10 protein-coding genes are annotated in these 21,640 nt (G+C 62.8%); 7 read left to right on the top strand and 3 right to left on the bottom strand.

Annotation, left to right across the window (positions count from 1 at the left end):
- The first annotated feature begins 113 nt into the window (after positions 1 to 113).
- Both KW062_RS12995 and KW062_RS12990 read left to right on the top strand, forming a co-directional pair.
- Entirely contained in the window at positions 114 to 1,505 is a 1,392-nt protein-coding gene (locus KW062_RS12995; protein WP_105755295.1) for a hypothetical protein, read from the top strand.
- Between the two features lie 35 nt (positions 1,506 to 1,540).
- The gene (locus KW062_RS12990; protein WP_105755296.1) at positions 1,541 to 3,850 is read left to right on the top strand and encodes an Ig-like domain-containing protein; all 2,310 of its coding nucleotides are present in this window, start codon (positions 1,541 to 1,543) and stop codon (positions 3,848 to 3,850) included.
- A gap of 338 nt (positions 3,851 to 4,188) precedes the next feature.
- Here the strand turns inward: KW062_RS12990 and KW062_RS12985 are convergent, their stop codons facing one another.
- Complete coding sequence (locus tag KW062_RS12985) at positions 4,189 to 5,010, bottom strand: hypothetical protein (protein ID WP_027618453.1); 822 nt, start codon at positions 5,008 to 5,010, stop codon at positions 4,189 to 4,191.
- A 295-nt stretch (positions 5,011 to 5,305) separates the two neighbouring features.
- Between KW062_RS12985 and KW062_RS12980 the strand changes: the two genes are divergently transcribed.
- From KW062_RS12980 to KW062_RS12970, 3 genes are all read left to right on the top strand, one after another.
- Entirely contained in the window at positions 5,306 to 7,942 is a 2,637-nt protein-coding gene (locus tag KW062_RS12980; RefSeq protein ID WP_218277060.1) for an N-acetylmuramidase domain-containing protein, read from the top strand.
- Positions 7,943 to 8,750: 808 nt separating this feature from the next.
- Entirely contained in the window at positions 8,751 to 8,930 is a 180-nt protein-coding gene (locus KW062_RS12975) for a hypothetical protein (RefSeq protein ID WP_105755298.1), read from the top strand.
- 61 nt (positions 8,931 to 8,991) lie between these two features.
- Positions 8,992 to 9,648 (top strand): hypothetical protein, encoded by a 657-nt coding sequence (locus tag KW062_RS12970; RefSeq protein WP_146118237.1) that lies wholly within the window; start codon positions 8,992 to 8,994, stop codon positions 9,646 to 9,648.
- A 243-nt stretch (positions 9,649 to 9,891) separates the two neighbouring features.
- On the opposite strand, the gene KW062_RS12965 is transcribed toward KW062_RS12970, so the two are convergent.
- Complete coding sequence (locus KW062_RS12965) at positions 9,892 to 11,286, bottom strand: diaminobutyrate--2-oxoglutarate transaminase (RefSeq protein ID WP_105755300.1); 1,395 nt, start codon at positions 11,284 to 11,286, stop codon at positions 9,892 to 9,894.
- A 25-nt stretch (positions 11,287 to 11,311) separates the two neighbouring features.
- Positions 11,312 to 11,527 (bottom strand): MbtH family protein, encoded by a 216-nt coding sequence (locus KW062_RS12960; RefSeq protein WP_027618454.1) that lies wholly within the window; start codon positions 11,525 to 11,527, stop codon positions 11,312 to 11,314.
- A gap of 201 nt (positions 11,528 to 11,728) precedes the next feature.
- Between KW062_RS12960 and KW062_RS12955 the strand changes: the two genes are divergently transcribed.
- Entirely contained in the window at positions 11,729 to 12,706 is a 978-nt protein-coding gene (locus KW062_RS12955; protein ID WP_105755301.1) for a TauD/TfdA family dioxygenase, read from the top strand.
- Between the two features lie 5 nt (positions 12,707 to 12,711).
- Positions 12,712 to 21,639 carry a non-ribosomal peptide synthetase gene (locus KW062_RS12950; RefSeq protein WP_105755302.1) on the top strand — a complete coding sequence of 2,976 codons (8,928 nt, stop codon included), beginning with the start codon at positions 12,712 to 12,714 and terminating at the stop codon, positions 21,637 to 21,639.
- The last annotated feature ends 1 nt before the right edge of the window (position 21,640 follow it).

The following is a 21,640-nucleotide window of genomic DNA, read 5'->3' as shown; positions in this document are numbered from 1 at the left end:
ATCACCCGCTTTGTGGTCCTTCCAAGCAAATCGGCACGATCGTTGCTCAAGCCGATTCGACACCCTTCGACCGAGCTGTACCTCAGCCAGCGCCATTTCGAGAGGACTGCATCATGCACAACAGATTGACCCTACTGGCAAGTTCGATCCTGCTTGCGTCACTCAGCAGCGGGACGACACAGGCCGCACTCTACGCCGTAGACCCGGGAGTTCCCGGTGCGCGTCCCTATCCTCTCGAAAGCGGCAACAAGACCGGTTATGCCGCGTGGTACCAGGACACCCATGGCCGGACCCTGGACCTGTGCCTGAGCAAAGCGGTCAGCTCGCGAGTCGCCGGGGCGCCCGGCGTGCCTTCGTACATGTGCATCCTCAACCCGGCACCGGGCCAGTTCGATGACACCCAGGCGGTTGTGTTTCCAACCAACTTCCCCGATGAAACCTTCTGGTTCGCCGCCGACGGTTCGATCACCGACGCCGCCCGAGGCATCGACCTGGGCTACGGCGCGGCCATCGAAGCCGCGTTCAACGGCGAAGTCGCCGATGGCAACCAGCAGAGTTTTGCGCGGATTCGGATTCGCGTGGATGTGCCGGTTGCCGGCGTCTACACCGTCACCCACCCCTATGGCGTCGACGTGTTCAACGTCACCCCCGAAGAGTTCGCCGACACCGGCGGCACCCGCGCGATCAACATGACCCGCGACATCGGCATCGGCCCATCCGGCGACTACACCGGCGCGCTGAAAGGCGACATCGGCCCGTTCCTGCGCAGCGTCAACGGCCCCTACACCGAGACCAACCCGGATACCGGCCAGCAGGAAAAATTTGTCGGCGACCCGAACGTCGAAGAGCAAGTCACCGGCAGCCCGTTCAATACCAACTTCCTGCGGATCCAGGGCCCGAACGGCATCGATATCCGCAGCGATGTGTTCGCCGTTTCCGGCAAGCTCAGCGCCGTCGATCTGCCGGCTCCGGCCCTGGTCAAACGCGCCAGCTACTCGCGGGGCAATACACCGACTGGTGTGGTCGCGCACCAGGACGTGTTCACCCTGGCGCCGCCGCCACCTGGCACGGTGACCTTCCTCGACAGCGCAGGCACGGCCGTGACCATGACCGAGGCCAATACCACCGGCAGCTGGTTTGGCCAGTCGGCCGTCAACCCGACGGTACCGGCCACCCTGCAAGTGACTGCCGACAACCACCTGGCAATCCCCACCGCCCTCCCGCCCACCACCGTGCCCGTGCCGTTGACCGACCTGGTCACCATCACCCGCGCCCAGTACAGCCGCGGCAGTGGTCTGTTGACCATCGACGCCTCGACCAGTGACCGCCTCACCCCACCCGTCCTGAAAGCCTATGCCGGCAGGAGTGGTGCGCTGATCGGTGAACTCGCCGGCGCCGCCGACAAGACCCTGTCACCGCCCGGCGGCACCGTTCCGCCGGCGACCATTCGGGTGACTTCGGCGAACGGCGGTAGCGATACAGAAGAAGTGGTCATCGTCCCATGACCCTTTCGAATTCGAATAGAGCGCCAGGAGGTTTCATGAACACGTGGCCACGTTTCATCTTCAACACACTGAGCCTGTCCATCGCCATGGCCGGCAGTGCCAGTGCCGCCCTGCAGAGTTTCGACCCGGGGCCCTACACCCTTGCCACCGGTCGATTCCCGATGTGGTATCAGGACTTCAGCAACGTCAAACTCGAGCTGTGCCTGGCGAAAACCGTCAGTTCGCGGGCACCGGGCACCCCAGCTGCCCCGGGCTACATGTGCACCATTCCTCCGGAAGGCACGTTCAATCCCGCAGAGCCGATCATCTTCCCGAACAACTGGCCAGGCGAAAGCTTCTGGTTCACCGCTGACGGCAGCGTCGGTGATCGTACCTACGGCATCGAGCAATATGTGGCAGCCCTGGAAGCGGTCGCCGGCGAAGGCGAGATCGTCGATGGCGAACAGCACAACTTCGCCCGGATCAGGATCCGGGCCGCCGTCCCTACCGCCGGCATGTACACCGTGCGCCACCCCTATGGCACCAAAACGTATGTGGTGGCTGCCGCTGACGTTGGACGGCGGGCGATCAACGATACCAGCGACGTCGGTATCGCCACGCTCAATTACTCCGGTGCCTTGCAGGGCGCCCTCGGCCCGTTCCTCTACAGCGCCACCGCGCCCAACATAATGACCAACGCAGCCGGCGCGGAAATCGCCCGCTACTTCACCGAGCCCAACCCGGAAACCGGGGTGCAGGACAAGTTCATCGGCGACCCGAACATCACCGATACGGTGCGCGGCAGTCCGGTGCTCGATGCCCAGGGCAACCCGCAGAACTACCTGGAGATTTCCGGTCCGGCGGGCACCCTGCGCACCAACCTGCTGGCGATCTCCGGCAAGCTTTACGACGACCGCACCCAGACCCCGATCGAGGTCGAACGCGTCACCTACCAGCGTGACGCCAGCGGCTCGCAGGTCGAGGTGTTCGCCGACTCGCACCGCACCAACGACAGTACCCATGTCACCAGCCCGGCGGCGTCGGCGGTCTGCTACCGCACCACTCTGACCCTGGTGGGCACCCCGGGTGGGCCGTGCATCGCCGGTGCAAACCTGGCCACGGACAACAATGGCTACTTCTACACCCGCTTCGTCACACCGGCCGCCCCGCCTTCAGTGGTGGTGTTGACCGCCAGCGAAACGGGCGGAACCACCAAAGCCACGGCGGTTTCACGGACCCCGATCGATGTGGTGAAAATCAGTGCCGCGCAATACGATCCGGCTAACCACCGCCTGACCATCAGCGCCACCTCCAGCGATCAGGTGCTCAAACCTGACCTGATTGCCCAGGGTTACGGTCCGCTGCCGGGCAACGGCAATCTGGTGATCAACGATGTGCCGCAGCCACCGGAAAGCGTGACGGTCAAGTCAGCTGCCGGCGGCGTGGACAGCGAACCGGTGGTGGTCGGTGGTATCGCCGATGCACCTGGCGAGAACGGCAAGCCACTGGCGGTGGCCGATAACGCCAGCACCAGTTCGGGCGTACCGATTACGGTCAATGTCCTGGCCAACGACAGCGATCCCGACGAAGACACCCCGCTGACCATTGGCAGCGTCACGCAGCCGGGTACAGGGCAAGGCACGGTGGCACTTAACGGCACCACCAGCCTGACCTACACCCCACCGACCACCAACGTGCCGGTGACCGCGACCTTCTCCTATATCGCCCGGGACAGCAAAGGACTGGCCTCGGAACCGGCCCAGGTCACGGTCAGCGTCAGTCCGAACCAGGCACCGGTGGCCAACAACGACACCGCCGCCAGCCAAGGTGGGACCGCGACCATCAACGTCCTGGCCAACGACGCCGACCCAGAAGGCAACAACCCGCTGACCGTGATCATCCTGAGCCAGCCGGCAGCCGGCAGGGGCAGCGTGACCACCAACGGCACCGTGGTGAACTACACCGCACCGCAGCCGCTCACCAGTGCCTTTACCACCACCTTTACCTATCAGGTGAGGGATTCGCTGGGGGCACTGTCGACACCGGCCACGGTCACCGTGCAGGTCACTCCGTTGGCCACCCAGGAGACCCTGGTCCTGACCACCGCCGAGGCCCGGTCACGTTCCAACAACCGCTTCACCTGGGACATCTCCGGGACGTCCTCGGCAGTGGTCGGCAACACCATCACTGTGCAGGTCAGTACTGCCAGTGGCCTGGTCACCCTGGGCACCGCGACCGTCCCGGTCACTGGCCGCTGGCGCTTGACGGCGACCACCACGACCATCGTGCCGAGCGCCACCAACCCGACCGTCACCCTGCGCTCGTCCCTGGGCACCGTGCGCACCGCGCCGCTGGTGGTCCAATAGCAACCGACCCCGCCTCCTTCAACGGAGGCGGATTTCCAATCCCCGCAATACGGTCCATCGATAGCAGTCGATGGACCGCCTCTCCCCTCGCCGCTCGGCCCTTCACTAGACACCAGCAAAATGCTCAGTCACAGAATTTGCCGTTGCCTGAACTCAACTGTGGGAGCGAGCCTGCTCGCGATGGCGGCGGCACATTCAACATCTATTTTGAGGGTGCTGGCCCTTTCGCGAGCAGGCTCGCTCCCACAGGGGATTCAGGGTGCCTGCATAGCGTGTGATCTGCCGCGAAACCCTGCCGGGGCTGGCCTTTCTGGCCCGCACAGATGGCGGCCCTCTCCTCACCTTGGAAACAACAAGGTCACGGCAAAACGAAAGCCCCACCCCTGCGGCCCATCTTCCGGGCTGTCGAGCCAATACCGCGGCCCGGCCTGCACCGTCAGCGGCTGTCCGCTGATTTTCAGCAACTGGGTCACCGTCAAATTGACCGGCACAGCCCACTCCCGCGACTGCCAGTCGTAGGTGGATTCAGTGTTCACCCCGTAGGTGGTCAGAGTGCTGGTGGTAAAGGACAGGAACGGTTGCAGGAACGTCTGATTGATCTTCTGCTTGTCATCCGGCGGGCTGCCGTCCAGGCCCCAGATATGGTTGGCGAGTACGCCGTGGGTCCAGCCATTGGCCTGTTGCAACGCCACCACCGTCGGCCCCATGCCCCACTGCTCGCTGCCAAGCAATTCATCACTGCCGGTGGGAATCAGAATCGCCGGACCGGCACCGAGGATCCAGCCACTGGCCGTGGGCTGCTTCGGCGAAAAGAAAAAACTCTGGGTGATATCCCCCACCCCGGACTTGTCCGCCCCGCCACCGTCCACCAGGCCATGTTGATCAATGATCGGCAGGATCGTCCGCGAAATCAGGTTCCACTCATCATTCAGGGCAAACGGCAGCACCGGCTGGATATTGGCCACGCTGTGCATGCCCTCGCCACTCGGCCCCATCTTCTGATCCCAGTTGTACTGCACCGGCAGGCTGTACATCGCCGCCACCGGGTTCAGGGCTTTTTTCGCCAGTTCTGCCGAGTCTTCGGCCTGGGCGTTGGGGGTGAGGCACAAGGCAGCGGCGAAGGCTGAAGAGGTGAAGCGGTTTTGCCTGTTTGAGCGCATGGGTGATGCCCCCTGTGGGTGACTGAAACGCAGCAAGGGGTAAGCGTAGGTGTTGGAGGGTGATGTGCAATCAGGGTGAGAATCAGCAGGAAGGCGTTCGTCGATACTCAGACCCTTCCTACGTCCGGCTCGGAATCATCTGATTCCATCCGTAGTTGCCTTCGTGAAAGCTGTCCAGCGCTTGAACGAGGATAGGAAAAGTTCTCCTTGCTCCCTTGAACAAGCACAAATCAGAAGCCCTGAACCTTCTGATTTACCTGCCTGATTCTTCGCAAAACAAGGAGCGACACTCAACATGGCCAGTTGGCTTTCTTTCTTTTTCGGCCTTCCCGATGTGCGCAAAGACGCGCCCAGGAGTCGGCCAGCGCCGCGAGTTCTGCCCATCCGCGATAACGGCCTCAACCCAAAACTGCCCGAAACGCCCAAGCTGACCCCGCTGAAAAACTGGAGTCACCCATTCAAGGACAGCCGTGACCCGCTGCAGCAACTGACCCACATGGCCAAGGCCGCCGCCGGTTACTACCCGCTCGGGCGCAGCGGCATGTTCCATGGCGGCGTGCATTTCGATGGCGGCACCGCCGGCACCCTGGATCAGTCCAGCGTGCACTGTCTGGCGGACGGTGAAGTGGTGGCCTATCGCGTCGACACCCGTTCGCCGACTACCCGCTATTTCGTCGAAGGCATAACCCTCGACCTGCCTTTCTCGCGAAATTTCGTGCTGGTGCGCCACCACTTGCAGGCGCCGCACATCCACGGCAGCCCGGATGTGCCGCCGAGCCTGACCTTCTACAGCTTCTATATGCACCTGCAGGATTGGGCGGTGTATCAGGACAATCCTACACAAGCGCGTCCTCCCTTCTGGCCGCAAAGTCCGACCTTTCGCGTCAAGCAGACGGCCAACGATGGTCGCCCCGGCCACCCCGAAGAGGTCGGCCTGAATCTGCGCAACGCCGACTATCAGGGCAAGGTCATCGACCTGTTGCCGCGTGGCACCGAAGTGGTGGTCAGCGGCAGAGGGTATTACCGCAAGCTGGAAAATCGTCTCGGCCCGAGCGCATTGCTCGACGCCGACGGCGCACTGCGAGGCTATATTGCCGCCAGCCTGCTGCGCCCTGAGGCTGATGGCGAGTACCGCATCGTCTCGTCGAGAGAGCGGGTCAATGTGCGCGCCGAGCCGAACATTCTCAGCGACATCCTGCTGGAATTGCCCACCGGTACGGTGCTTACCGTCAGTGGCGAAGGCGATTTCCGCAAGCTGGAGCGGATCAATCAGTACCTGTACTTCGCCGACCTGGAAAGCGAGCTCGCGCCGCAAACGGTCGATCAAATCGTCGTGCTGGAGCAACCGGTACCGATCAAGGCCGGCGCCCTGATCGGCCATATCGGCGACTATCAGGACGGCCACAGTGAGCGCCCGGAACAGCGACTGCACCTTGAGGTCTTCAGTGGCGATGACATCGACCTGTACTTCGAAGCCAGCCGTGCCTGGGCCCAGCGCTTGCCCGCCAAAGAAAAAACCTGGCTGAAACTGCCCAAAGGCACCGCCGTGGTGCCGCATCGGCACAATGTCACCGGGCCCCTGCTCAGAACCTGGAGCGAAACCAGCCCGCTCAGCGACGCCGACTTGCTGATCCCCAGAAGCCTGTTGGACGGACTCTCCGCCGAGCACAAAATCCAGGTGCCCGGGCGCGATGGCCACAACGACCGCCACTGGTACCGCCTCGATGGTCTGCTGCACGACGCCGAGCAAAACCTGCTGAACGGCTGGGTCTGCGAAGAAATCGGCATCACCCCGACCGTCAGCCCCTGGGCCTGGGAAGGCTACGACGTGCTCTTCGACTACAGCCCCCCGCGCCACAACACCGCCTCGTTTCTCACCATCATCGGCGACTTTACCGACGCACAATGCCAACGCTTCAAACCCCTGGCCGACAAAGACATCGCCAGCCCGATGAAACAACGCCTGTACGACATCATCGACCGCAACCGCGACGGCCACATCACCGCCGACGAACTGCAAACCGCCCTGCAACTACCGGCCCATGCACAAGCCATTTCACAGATGGTCCTGCGCAAGGAAAGCGAGTGGTTTTACACCAAGGAGAAGTGGGATGGGCTGGATGAACTGCTGGGGCACTGCGGGTCGACGCCGGAGTTGAACTGGGTGGCGGAGAAACAGCGGATCGAGCAGCTTGGGTGGTGGAGTGAAGTGGCGGAGAAGGTGGGGTTGCCGAGTTGGGGGAGGCCTTATCATTTTCATCCGGTGGGGTTGGTGGGACTCTTCAAGAATACAAAGCAGTATCCAGAAATTCTTGTAGATCGTGTGAAAGTATCACTTGAATTTTTGGATTTATATGATGGTTCAATGATTGAGGAAAGTGATTATATCGCGGCGGCAGCCGAACTGGGTTGTGAGGTTGAAGCGATAAAAGCGGTTGCTATTACAGAGACTGGATCATCAGGAAGTTATTTTTCGAAATCGGGAGATGATCAGGTTGTAGCTATTTTATACGAGCGTCACTATTTTCATCGTCTAACGGGAGGGCGTTTTGATGCATCCCAATCTGATTTGTCAGACAGAAGCTCAGGTGGTTACGGATCATATTCCGCACAATACGAGAAACTTGTTAGGGCATATAAACTGAGCCCGGACGCTGCTCTGAAATCTACCTCTTGGGGGCGTTTTCAGATTATGGGGAGCAATCATGAGCGTGCTGGGTATCGAACAGTTGAAGATTTTGTGCGTGACCATAGTCGCTCCGAGAAAAACCATCTCAAAGGTTTCGTTAGCTTCATAAAAAGTGATCCTTCCTTGTCCTCTGCAATTGTTAAAAAAGACTGGTTAAAGTTTGCCTTGAGATATAACGGCCTGGAACAGCAAGGTTATGATATAAAAATGAGGGATAATTACAATGCGCTCAAACAAAAGTAGTTTTTCTGTGAGGATATCAGTCTGCGTTATTTCTCTATTCTGGACGAACCAGATTCTGGCAAAACAAGAAAATATTTGTGAAGGCGAACGTCCTCTGTTTCATTGTGACGTGGCCCGAGGTGGCGCTATAGCGCTATGCCCAAGTTATCTGAGAGGTGAACTTGCTGGTGTCCAATATCGGTTCTGGAGGCGTGGGGTTATCGAATTGGCTTACCCTCAGTCTAGCTTTTCTTTCAAGGATTTTCGATACAATCATTACTTCCGTTCCATGACGGATTATAAACGAGTCAGTTTTTCTAGAGGGGCGTACACTTACAGTCTTTATGCTAACTATAATGGGGAGGAGTCCTTTGGGATGACTAATACTTCAGGGGTTACAGTTTCTAATTCGGCTGAGGCTGTTGATATAAGTGTTGCGTGTATAAATGTACACATAAACTCTCTTCAGAACCTAATACCTTACTTGAAATGCGATGCTGGAGATGCTTTGGGATGCTGAGGGTTTGGCGTTTGAGGAGTTTTTGTGATGCAGTGCGTATGAGGTTGAATGGCAAGCTCGGTCGACGTAAGTCATTGGGGCAGTCACTTACGACTCTGTTCTTGCGAGTAGTTATGAGCATAGAGAACGAGCCCGGCGCCAAGGGAACACTCAAGCAGGCGATGGATATAAGTATCGAGGACGAGACTGTGTGCATTTGACGTGGAAGAACAACTATCGAAATTTTCCGAGCTATTATTTTTTGATTTTGTTTCCAGCCCCGACTAAGTATCAAAATTTGAATACCCTGTACCCATAATGATTGTGGGTATGACCAATGGTCTATTTACAGGCAAGAAACTCAATCATTACTTCAACCCTAATGGCGTTGACTACAAGTCGGCGAGAAAAATAATAAATGGCTCTGACAAGGCAGAATTGATTGCCTCATATGCAGAGCGATTCGAACGCATCCTGAAAGAAACGTCCACGCTGTCAGAGGGCTTTTGATATGTTTAAAAAGCTAATTATCTTTTTATCTTTGTGTAGCCCATTTTTATGCACTGGGCCAATGGCAGTTGAACTGAATGAAGACAAAGTATCGGGCGACATCACCGTTGTTAGTGGCGAGCACAAAAAAACCTATCATGGCTTAACGGGGAGTAAAGAGGGGGTCTATCGGACTCTAATAACAATAAATGATTTGCCGGCATTGCAAGTCAGTGGTCGGGATGATTTTTACTATACGTTAACTGTTGATGGTGCCAGGTTGTACATAGACTGTGCCTACGCCGATGCACGCAATTCGTCGAACGGCGCACGAGTTTCTGCAGGCGTATGTGGATTGCGTATAGAGCCTGGCGCAGAATACGAAGATGTTGCGCAAGATTTTTCCAATAAATGGCAAGAGACAATTTTTTCGTTCGATACCCAAGATATATCAAGCGACGGCTATTCACGTGACTACTTGCTGGGGGAAATAGGAGGTGTAAAAATCTACGATAGATATTCGTCTTTGAGTGATTTGGAAAACGCTATGCCGAAAAAAATAATAAGAGGACCCTCAGGGTGTTATGACTTTCAAAATAAAGTCGGCTTTATGGTTTTTCTCAACGGGCCAGGCAAAAAACCAATGTATCTTGACTTGATTGATTTCAAAGGCCCTATTCAAGTGCAAAGAATGCAAGGGGAGGATTTGAGGAGGCTGGCCGCTGAAGATTGCAATTAAGCATTCGAAACAGCGACTGCATCTTGAGTTCTTCAGTGGCGATGATGTCTGGAGAAGTATCGCGACCAGTGATTCGAAAAAAGGTCAGGGGGGCGGCGCGATTATATTAAGAATGCCCATTGTGTTGTTTGGATAAAGCTTGTTTTGAGTGGATTGCAGTCCCAGAAAAAGCTAAGAAAACCTTATTGTGGAACAGGACAACCTACTGGCTGCCCTGCCCACCCTCACAAAGGACTGCCCCCCTCACTCCGTCGTCGCAGCAAGACTGGCCATCAAAGCCAACTGCAGCTTCTCCACCAGCGTATCCACCTGCGCGACACCAATGGTCAACGGCGGCAAAAACCGAACCACGGCGCCATGTCGCCCGCCCAGTTCGAGAATCACGCCTTCGCGTAGGCAATTGTGCTGAATCGCCTTGGCCAGCACGCCGTCGCCTGCCGGCACCCGGCCCTGGCCGGCAGCCGTGGAAACGATCTCGATCCCGACCATCAGGCCGCGCCCACGCACATCGCCGATGCACGGGAAATCCCGCTGCAACTGGCGCAGACGGGTCATCAGGTAGTCGCCCATGCGCTCGGCGTTGGCCACCAGCCCCTGCTCCTCGATGAAGTTCAGGGCTGCTGTGCCGGCGGCCATTGCCAGTTGGTTGCCGCGGAAGGTTCCGGCGTGTGAACCGGGCTTCCACAGATCCAGTTCTGGCTGATAGACCACCACCGCCAGCGGCAGGCCGCCGCCGACGGCCTTGGAAATCACCACCACGTCCGGCGTGATGTCGGCGTGCTCGAAGGCGAACATCCGCCCGGTGCGGCCGATACCGCTCTGCACTTCGTCGACGATCAGCACCACGCCGTGGGCCTGGGTCAGTTTGCGTAGCCCCTGCAGCCAGCGGGTTGGCGCCGGGATCACCCCGCCCTCGCCCTGCACCACCTCCACCACCACCGCCGCCGGCAGCGGCACGCCGGACTCCGGATCGCTCAGCAGTTGCTCGATGTAGCTCAGCCCCGCGTCGATACCCGCCTCGCCGCCAATCGAAAACGGGCAGCGATAGTCATAGGGGTACGGCAATACCTGCACATCGGGCATCAGCGAGCCCGGCAGTTGTTTCGGCCCCAGATTGCCCATCAGGCTCAGGGCGCCGTGGGTCATGCCGTGGTAGCCGCCGGAGAAACAGAACACGCCCTTGCGCCCGGTAGCGATCTTCGCCAGCTTGATCGCCGCCTCGATGGCGTCCGCTCCGGTCGGCCCGCAGAACTGGATCCGCGCCTGGGCGAAAGAGGGCGGCAAGGCCTTGAACAGGGTTTCGACAAACAGATCCTTGACCGGGGTGGTCAGGTCCAGGGTGTGCAGCGGCACGCCGCTGTCCAGGGTGGCGCGCATCGCCGCCACCGTGCACGGATGGTTGTGCCCCAGCGCCAGGGTGCCGGCACCGGCCAGGCAGTCCATGAACAGTTGCCCACGGGTGTCCTGCACATAGATCCCGTGCCCCTGCTTGAGCGCCAGCGGAATGCGCCGTGGGTAAGAGCGCGCATTCGACTCGCGGGCTGCCTGGCGTTCGAGCAGTGGGTCAGCGTCGAAATGGCGCGGGGTCTGACGACGAAAATGGGCAAGGCTGAACGGCGAAAACTCAACGTCTTCCATGGAGCATTCCCTCAGTGGCGCGCGATCAGCGCGGGTCGGCCGATTGCAGGGCCAGGCGAAGGCTCAGCGGGCGCATGTCCGTCCAGTTCTGTTCGATCCAGGCCAGGCACTGGGCCTTGTCGCCCTGCTGGCCGACCGCACGCCAGCCTTCGGGCAGGACTTTGTAGTCCGGCCAGATGGAGTACTGCTCCTCGTGATTGACCACCACCACGAACCCGCTGTCAGCCTTATCCCAATTCATTTCAGAGTCCTTGAACGAGCGTTTTTCAATGGATCCCGGCGGCCCGAAACGAGGCTGCAGCCGAGGTGCAATAGTGCGCTGCGAATGCTAATTAATATCATTAACACTTACCATATCTTTCGTATATATTTCTGCCCGGGCCGTTGACGGCCCCGTAATGGCCTTACGCCATGACCACGATAAGAACAGAGGAGCAAGCTCATGGGACGAGGTGTCGGGCAAATCAATGGCCTGTCGATGCAAGCACTTTTGCCGGACCGCAACCTGCCGTTGCTGGTCACGCCAGACCAGCCGGGGGCCTGGCAAGTAGAAGCGTTGCAGGCATTGGTGGACGCCAGCCTGCACGAGAGCGGCGCCCTGCTCCTGCGCGGTTTCGATGTCCTCGGCGAACAGGCATTCCAGGCGTTGGTCCGCAGCTTCGGCCACCCGCTGCTCAACTACGAATTCGGCTCCACCCCGCGCAAGGCGATCGAACAGGGGGTGTACACCTCCACCGAATACCCGGCGCACCAGGTCATCCCGCTGCACAACGAGCAGTCCTACACCTTGCAGTGGCCGATGAAGATCTGGTTCCACTGCGTCCAGCCCAGCGTCGAAGGCGGCGAAACGCCGATTGCCGACAGCCGGCAGATTTTCCGCCAGCTTGACCCCGCCCTGCGCCAACGCTTTGAAGACAAGCGCCTGATGTACGTACGCAACTACGGCAACGGTCTCGACCTGCCATGGGAGCAGGCCTTCAACACCGAAGACCGCGCCGTCGCCGAGGCTTACTGCCGGGCCAACCAGATTGAATTCCAATGGAAGGACGATGGCGAACTGCGCACCCGCCAGGTCTGCCAGGCCACCGCTCGCCACCCCGTCACACAGGACCGGGTGTGGTTCAACCAGGCCCATCTGTTCCACGTCTCCAATCTGCCGCCTGCGGTGCGTGAAAGCCTGCTGGATGTGGTCGACGATCCGCTCGACTTGCCGCGCAATGTCTATTACGGCGACGGCAGCGAGCTGGAAGACAGCGCGCTGACGGAAATCCGTGGGGTACTGGAGCAGTGCACCGTGCGCTTCCCCTGGCAGCAAGGCGATGTGCTGATGCTCGACAACATGCTGGTGGCCCATGGTCGCGCCAGTTTCAAAGGGCCGCGGCAAGTGATCGTGGCCATGGCTGAACCGGCTCAGGAGTGACCCCGATGACAACCGCCTACCCGTTGCATCAGGCCAGCGCCGGCCAGCAGGCGCTGTGGCAGAACCACCAGCTCAACCCGACGAGCGCCGCGTACAACATGGTCGCCGCCCGCGAGCTGCGCGCCGACCTCGACCCCGCCGCCCTGTGCCGGGCCTTCACCCGACTGGTCGAACACTGCGAGACCCTGTACTGCGGTTACCGCGAGCAGGACGGCACGCTGTGGATGTACCGCCCCGAACAGCTCCAGGTGAACACCCGCATCGAGCGCATCGACGGCCTCGACAGCGCCGGCGTCACCGCCTGGATCGAGGCGCACGCCGACCAGCCGTTCGACCTGGCAGCGGCGGACATCTGCCGCTTTCACCTGTTGCAGAGCGACGGCCGGCTGTACCTGTGCATGGCCGCGCACCACATCAGCGGGGATTTTCTCAGCGTCGAATGGATGCTCAAGCTGACCTTCGCCGCCTACCATGCCGAGCTCAACGGTGAAACCCTGGAACTGCCAGCCGCCGGGCTGTATTTCGACTGGCTGGACGAGCAGCGGGCGCTGCTGGCCGAGGACAAACTCAGCGCGGCAGCCAGCTATTGGCGCCATCAACTCAGCGGCAGCCCGAGCGCGCTGGCGCTGCCTGCCGACCGCCCACGTCCACGCACGCCCGGGTTCGCCGGCGGCGAAGTCGAACGCCTGCTCGACCCGGCCCTCAGCAACCGCCTGCGCCAGCTCGCCGAGGAGCAAGGCGTCAGCCTGTACGTGGTGCTGGCGACATTGTTCCAGGTGTTCATGCACCGCTACACCGGCCAGGATGATTTCCTCATCGGCACGCCGACCATGGACCGGCACAAGGCTCGCTACAAACACCTGATCGGCTTCACCCTGAACTCCCTGCCGCTGCGCGCGCGCTTCGCCCATGCCCCGAGCCTGGCCGATTGCCTGCGCGACACCGCCCAGCAAATGCGCGAGGGCCTGCGTCATCGCCGCTATCCGGCGGCGCGCCTGCAGCAGGAGATCGAGAGCGGTCCCCTGTTTCATTGCATGATGACCTACATGCCAAGCCGCCGTGACGACGCCTTCGCTGACTACAGCTTGCGCGAGCACCTGTTTACCCAGCGCGGCGCGGCCAACGAACTCAACCTGCGCTGGCAGGACGACGGCATGCACCTGCTCGCGCAGTGGCGCTATCGCAGTGACCTGTTCGACGCCAAACGCATCGCCCAGTTGGCCGAGGACTTCGCCTGGTTCGCCGGCAATGCCCTCGCTCAGGTCGACAGCCCGGTGCACCAACTGGCCGCCACACCGCCGGCCAACCGCGCACGCCGCGTCGGGGCCAGCCAGGCGCCCGCCTTCGCCACCGCCGTGGCGGCCTTCGAGCACCAAGTGCAAGCCCACGGCCAGCGCATCGCCCTGCGCGACGCCGACGGGAGCCTGAGCTACAGCGTTTTGGATCAAGCTGCCAGCGAACTGGCCGGACGCCTGAGGGAAGCCGGTGCTGCTGCCGGGCAGATCATCGCCATCGCTTTGCCGCGCAGCCGCGCGCTGATCACCGCCATGCTCGCCAGCTGGAAACTCGGCGCCGCCTACCTGTGCCTCGACCCTGCCCTGCCCACCGCGCGCCAACAGCAACTGCTCGACGACAGCGGCGCCAGCGTACTCATCGACCCCGCGCAGACCCTCCACAGCCTGCGCCCAGGCACCCAGGTTGCACAGGGCGTCGCCCATCCGCAGCAACTGGCCTATCTGATTTACACCTCCGGCTCCAGCGGTACGCCCAAGGCCGTCCGGGTCACCCAAAGCAATTTGCTGCACTACGCCGACGCCGTGCTCAAGCCGCTGGCCCTGAATCCCGAGGCCAGCCTGACCGCCCTGGCCAGCGTCGCTGCGGACCTGGGCTACACCGCCTGGTTCGGTGCGCTGCTCAGCGGTCGAACCCTGCAATTGATCAGCGACGATCTGGCCAACGACCCGGAAGAACTCGCCCGGTACTGGGCGGCCAACCCGGTCGACTGCCTGAAGATCGTGCCGTCGCACCTGGCGGCCCTGCTCGCCGTGGCCGAGCCGCAACGCCTGCTGCCACGCCAGTGCCTGGTGCTCGGCGGCGAAGGCCTGGACCTGGCGCTGGTCAAGCGCCTGCGCGACCTTGCACCGACCTGCCGCATCGTCAATCACTACGGCCCCACCGAAACCACCGTCGGCTGCCTGACCCACGCCGTGCAGGACCAGACCCCGAGCCTTTCCGGCTTCGCCCCGGTTGGCCTGCCGCTGGATAACGTCCAGGTGCACGTGCTCGACCCGCACCTGGCGCTGCTGCCGTTGGGCAGCGTCGGTGAGTTGTACATCGGCGGCGCCGGGGTGGCTGACGGCTACCTCGGTCAACCCGGCCTGACTGCCCGGCAATTCATTCCCGACCCATTCGCCGGCAACGGCCAGCGCCTCTATCGCAGCGGCGATCGCGTGCGCATGCTGGGTAACGGCGCCATCGAGTTCCTCGGCCGAATCGACGATCAGGTGAAGATCCGTGGTTTTCGTGTCGAGCCAGGCGAGGTCGAAGCCGGCTTGCGCGCCTGTGCCGGGGTGCGCGAAGCGGCGGTGATCGCCCGCGCCCTGGGCGAAGGCGAAGCTCCCCGGCTGATCGCCTACCTGGTGACCGAGACCGGGCTGGACCTTGCGCAGCTGCGCCAGCAACTGGCCGAGCGCCTGCCCGAGCCGCTGCTGCCGAGCCTGTACGTCGAACTCGAACGTCTGCCACGCCTGGGCAACGGCAAGGTCGACCGGCACAACCTGCCCCAGCCGGTCCCCCAGCAAGCCCCGACCCAGGCCCTCAGCGCCCCGCGCGACCCGGTCGAAGCGCTGTTGCTGACGCTCTGGTGCGAGGTGCTGGACAAGCCGGCGCTGTCGATTCACGACGACTTCTTTGCTCTCGGTGGCGACTCGATCATGGCCCTGCAACTGATCGCCAAGGCGCGCAAGGCACAGCTCAAGTTCACCCCCAAACATTTCTTCGCCCACCCCACCATCGCTCGCCTCGCGGCCACCCTGGACTCACCGCTGAAAGACCTGGAGGCGCAGTTGCTGGCCGTCTGGCGGGACGTCCTGGAGCGTCCGGACCTCAGCCGCGAGGACGACTTTTTCAGCGTCGGCGGCGACTCGATCATCGCCCTGCAAGTGATCGCCAAGGCGCGCAAGCGGGGCTTGAAATTCAGCCCGAAAGAACTGTTCGCCCAGCCACGGATCGACGCCCTGGCCCTGCTCCTCACTCAGCGCCCAGCGGCCCAGCCCGCGCCTGTGGCAGCGCCCGCCCTGCCGTCGGTGGCACTCAGCGTCGAGCAACGGCAACCGCTGCAAGCCCTGCTCGGCACTGCCCTGGAAGACGCCTACCCGCTGTCGCCGCTGCAAAAAGGCCTGCTGTTCCATAGCCTGCTGGAAGGCGCCAGCGGCGTGTACGTCAACCAGTTGCAGGCCGAACTGCAAGGCCCGCTGGACGCCGAACGCTACCTGGCGGCCTGGCACGCCACCTTCGCCGCCCATCCGCTGATGCGCACGGCAATTGTCTGGCAAGGTCTGGATGAGCCGGTGCAAGCCGTGTGCAGTGCCTTGACCCTGCCCGTGCAACGCCTGGACTGGAGCGCGCTGACCCCGGCGCAACGCCAGCAGGCCCTGGATGACTACTGCCAGGCCGACCGCGCGCAAGGTTTCGACCCGCAGCGCCCGCCGCTGCAACGCGTGGCGCTGATCCACCTAGGCGCACAGCACAGCTGGTTGATCTGGAGCCGCCATCACCTGATCGCCGACGGCTGGAGTTCGGTGATGCTGATGGAGGAAATCCTCGCCCGCTACAACGGCCTCGCCGTGCCCTCGCGTCCGCCTTACCGCGACTACATCGCCTGGCTCGCTGCGCAGCCGGCCGAGCACAGCCTGCAGTACTGGCAGCAACACCTGGCGCAGTTTGAAGGCGTCGGTACGCTGCCAGCGCTGAACCCGGCCGAACCCGGCAGCCAATCCCGCTACCACAGCCGCAGCCTGCGCCTGAGTGAAGCCCAAAGCAGCCGCCTGAACGCCCTTGGCAAGGCCTGCCGAGTGACCCTCAACACCCTGATGCAAGCGGCCTGGGGCCTGTTGCTGGCGCGCAGCAACAACCACACCGAGGTGCTGTTCGGTGTCACCAGCAGTGGCCGCCCGGACGCCCTGGCCGATGCCGGGCAGATGCTCGGCGTGTTCATCAACACCCTGCCGTTGCGCCTGCAGATCGCCCCGGGCATGGCGCTGGGCGACTACCTGCAACAGGTGCAGGCGATCAGCGTGGCCATGCGCGAGCACGAGCAAACGCCGCTGGCGCAGATCCTCCAACAGCATCCACGGGGTGCCGGGCTGTTCGACACCCTGCTGGTGTTCCAGAACCTGCCGGCCCTCAGCGAGCGCCAGTTGCAGGCGGGCGAGCTGACCTTCAAGGTCCTCGATAACCTCGAACAAACCAGCTACGGCCTGACCGTCGAAGTGCTGCCCGGGCGCTGCCTGGAAGTGCTGTTCAGCGCCGATGCCCAACGCCTCCCTGCGTCCGCGCTGGAGCGTCTGAGCGACGATCTGCTGAACCTGTTGCTGGCACTCGACAGCCCGTTGGACACCCGCCTGGAACAACTGAGCACACTCGGCCCGACCCAGCATCAACGCCTGCTCGACTGGGGCCTGAACCCGGCCGACTTTGACCTCGAGCACAGCTGGGAAGCGCGGGTGGCCGCTCAGGTCGCCGCGCACCCCGAGCGCATCGTCGCGCGCTGCGCCGGGCAGTCGCTGACCTATGCCCAGCTGTGGCAGCAGTCCGAACGCCTGGCCCGGGGCCTGCAAGCGCTGGGCGCGCAACCCGAGCGACCGGTGGCGTTGTTGGCCGAGCGTGGCATCGAATGGTTCTGCCTGATGGTCGCGACCCTGCGTGCCGGTTGTGGCTGGTTGCCGCTGGAACCCTCGCAGCCGCCCGCGCGCTGGCAGCAGGTGCTGGCGCGCCTGGAGCAGCCGCTGGTGATTTGCAGCGAGGCCTATGCCGAGCCGCTGGCTTCGGTCTACCAGGGCCACCGCGCGCGGCCCTCGGACCTGCTGGAAATGAGCGCCACCGGCATCCTCCCGCAGCAGCCGGCGCGCCCCGATCAACTGGCCTACGTGCTCTTCACTTCCGGCTCCACCGGCCAGCCGAAAGGGGTGATGGTGCCTCAGGCCGGCATGCTCAATAACATGCTGGCCAAGCTGCAGCCACTGGGCCTGAACGCCGACGACGTGATCGCCCAGACCGCCCCGGCCTGCTTCGACATTTCGGTCTGGCAGACCCTCACCGCGCCGTTGTTCGGCGCCTGCGTGGAGATCATCGGCGACGCGCTGGTGCGTGATCCGCAAGCCCTGCTGCAACTGCTGCGCGAGCGCCGCGTCAGCCTGTTCGAACCGGTGCCGGCATTGCTCCAGGCCATGCTCGAAAGCCTCGATGACCAGCCACTGGCGCTGCCCCATTTACGCTGGGTCCTGCCGACCGGCGAAGCACTGCCGGTGGCCACCGCCCAACTGTGGTTCCGTCACTACCCGCAGATACCGATGATGAACGCCTACGGCCCGGCCGAATGCTCCGATGACGTGGCCTTCCAGCCGCTGTATCAGGCACCCGCGCAAGGCGCCAACGTGGCCATCGGCCGACCCACCGCCAACGCCGAACTCTACGTCCTCGGTCACGACCTGCAACCGGTCGCCGCCGGGGTGGTCGGCGAGCTGGCCATCGGCGGCATCGGTGTCAGCCGTGGTTATTTGGGTGACCCTGGGCGCACCGCCGCCAGCTTCATCCCCAATCCGTTCGGCGCACCGGGCAGCCGCCTGTACCTCAGTGGCGACCTGGCCCGCTGGGACGCCGACGGCGTGCTGCAGTACCTGGGGCGCAAAGACTTCCAGCTCAAGTTGCGCGGTTTCCGCATCGAACCGGGGGAGATCGAGGCGCATCTGGAGCGCCACCCCGACGTACTGCGGGCCATGGTCAACCTGCAAAACCTCGGTGGCAGCGACCTGTTGGTGGGCTACTGGCAAGGCCGCAGCGGCCATGGGCTGACGGACGCCCAGTTGGCCCAACACGTGCGCGATAGCCTGCCGGCGTACATGGTGCCGTCACTGTGGGTGGCCATGGACAGCTGGCCGACCAACGCCAACGGCAAGGTCGATCGCAAGGCCCTGCCGTTGCCGTCGTTGCAACACGCAGAGGTCGAACCCCTGGTCAGCGCCCACGAGCATCTGCTGGGCGAGTTGTGGGCGGCATTGTTGCCTGAGCAGCCTCTGGGCCGCAGCAGCCACTTCTTCGAAGCCGGCGGCCACTCGCTGCTGGCTACCCGCTTGATCGCCCGCATCCGCCAGCGCTGCGCCCTGGAACTGCCGCTGCGCAGCGTGTTCGAGACCCCGCTGCTGTGGCAACTGGCCGGGCGTCTCGACGCGCTGGCCGCCGAGCCCTCTCAGGCTGTGGCGGGTCCGCAGTTGCTGGCATTGCCGCGCCAGGCCCATATGCCGGTGTCGCTGAGTCAGCAACGGCTGTGGATGGTCGACCGCCTGCACGGCCCATCGGCGTCCTACAACATGGCCGCCAGCCTGACCTTGAGCGGTCCACTGGAGATGCCTGCGCTGCGTGCCACTTTCAATGCGCTGCTCGCCCGTCACGAAGTCCTGCGCAGCGCCTACCACGACATCGACGGCGAGCCGATCATGCTGATCGCCGAGCACCTCGAGCTGGAGGTCGGCCTGCGTGACCTCAGCGCCATGGATCAAACCCAGCGCCTGCAGATCGCCGAACAGGAGAGCCTGGACAACCTGCGCCTGCCGTTCGACCTGCGCCAGGCGCCGCTGATCCGCGCCCGGGTACTCCAGTTCGGCGATCAACAGCACCTGCTGTTGCTGGCACTGCACCACATGGTCGCTGACGGCTGGTCGGTGGGCGTGCTGGTCAATGAATTCAGCCTGCTCTATGCAAGCTATCGCGACGGCCAGCAGGCATCGCTGCCGGCCCTGGCGGTGCAGTACGCCGACTACGCCGCCTGGCAACGGCAATGCCTGCAAGGCCCGGCGCTGGAGCGCGAAGTCGACTTCTGGCAACGCCAACTGCAAGGCGCGCCCCAGGTGCTGGCTTTGCCGTGCGACTGGCCACGCCCCGCGCAGGCTGACGCCCGTGGCGCCGCCAAAGCGCTGGAGATCCCTGGGCCGCTGCTGGCGCGCCTCGACGCCCTGGCCCTGGCCGAAGGCGTCAGCCTGTACATGCTGCTGCTGGCCAGCTTCGAACTGCTGCTGCACAGCGTCACCGGTGCCGACGACCTGTTGCTCGGCACCGACGTCGCCGGCCGCGAGCACGCCGATCTGGAAGGCTTGATTGGCTTCTTCGTCAACGTCCTGCCGTTGCGCTCGCGGCGCCTGGCCGGCGAGACCCTGCGCGAGTTCCTCGGCCGCACCCGCGACACCTGCCTGCAAGCTTTGGAGCACCAGGCGCTGCCGTTCGACCGTATCGTCGAGGCCGCGCAAGTGCCACGGGAGCGCAGCCGCAACCCGCTGGTGCAAGCCTTGTTCGTGCTGCAGAACACCCCGACCCAGGCGTTCTCGATCCCCGGGCTCGAGGTGCGCATGCAGCCTGCGGCCGAGCGCACCAGCAAGTTCGACATGGCGCTGTTCCTCGAGCGTGACGGCGACCTCATGCGCGGCGACTGGGTGTACGCCCGTGCGCTGTTCAAGGGCGAGCGCATCGACGCGCTGATCGGCGCCTGGCTGGAACTGCTGCACCAGGTGGTCGAGCAACCGCACGCCGCCCTGACCCAATTCACCGTCACGCTGCCCTCCGTGGAGACACCGGCCTTGGCCAAACCCGCCCCTTCATCCAGCAAGCTCGACAAGCTGAAAAAGCTGCCGACCCGCGCCGCTGCCCCACGGCCATTGATTCGCACCTCGGCGCTGTTGCCGGGCCACGAGTTCCCGCTGCTGATCGAACCCGTTGCCGCCGACCTCGACCCGGTGGCCTGGGCCCACAGTTCGCGGGACCTGATCGATAGCCTGCTGTGCCAGCACGGCGGCCTGTTGTTCCGTGGCTTCGCCCTCGACGATCCGAAAGCCTTCGAAGCCTTTGCCGAAGCCATTCATCCCGGGCTGTTCGGTGGCTACGGCGACCTGCCGAAAAAGGAAGGCGGTCGCAATATCTACCGCTCCACGCCTTACCCCGAGCGCGAGATGATCCTGTTCCATAACGAGAGCTCGCACCTGCCGCGCTCGCCGCGCAAGCAGTGGTTCTACTGCGAGCAGCCATCGCCGGTGGGTGGCGCCACGCCGATTGTCGACTGCCGCACGCTGTACCGGCAGTTGCCGACGGAGTTGGCCGAGGCCTTCGAACGCAAGGGCTTGCTCTACGTGCGCACCTTCACCGAGCGCCTCGACGTCAACTGGCGGGAATTCTTCAAGACCGACAGCCGCGAGCAGGTGGAAGCCCTGTGCCGGGCCAGCCATACCGAGCTGCGCTGGCTTGCCAATGACGAGCTGCAAACCCGCACCCGCTGCCCGGCCGTGATCCGTCATCCGCTGAGTGGTGAGCGCAGTTTCTTCAACCAGTTGCAGCTGCACCACACCTTCTGCCTCGAGCCCCAGGTACGTCAGGACCTGCTGAGCATGGTGGGCCAGGAGCGCATGCCGCGTCAGGTGTACTTCGGCGACGGCAGCCCGATTGACGACACCAGCATGGCCCTGATCGGCGAGCTCTACGAAGCCTGCGCGGTGCGTTTCGATTGGCAGCGCGGGGACGTGGTGATGCTCGACAACCTGATCGCCGCCCACGCCCGCGACCCGTACGAAGGTCCACGCAAGATCGCTGTCGCCATGGGCGACATGCATGAACCGGCCCGGCTGGCCGCCCGCCATGACGCAACCGAACTGCAGGATCAGATCACCCAATGAA

This window comes from Pseudomonas fluorescens, from assembly GCF_019212185.1.
In the GTDB taxonomy this organism is placed as follows: Bacteria; Pseudomonadota; Gammaproteobacteria; order Pseudomonadales; family Pseudomonadaceae; genus Aquipseudomonas.
Note: the sequence above shows the minus strand (reverse complement) of the source record. Positions and strands in the feature narration are given on the sequence as shown.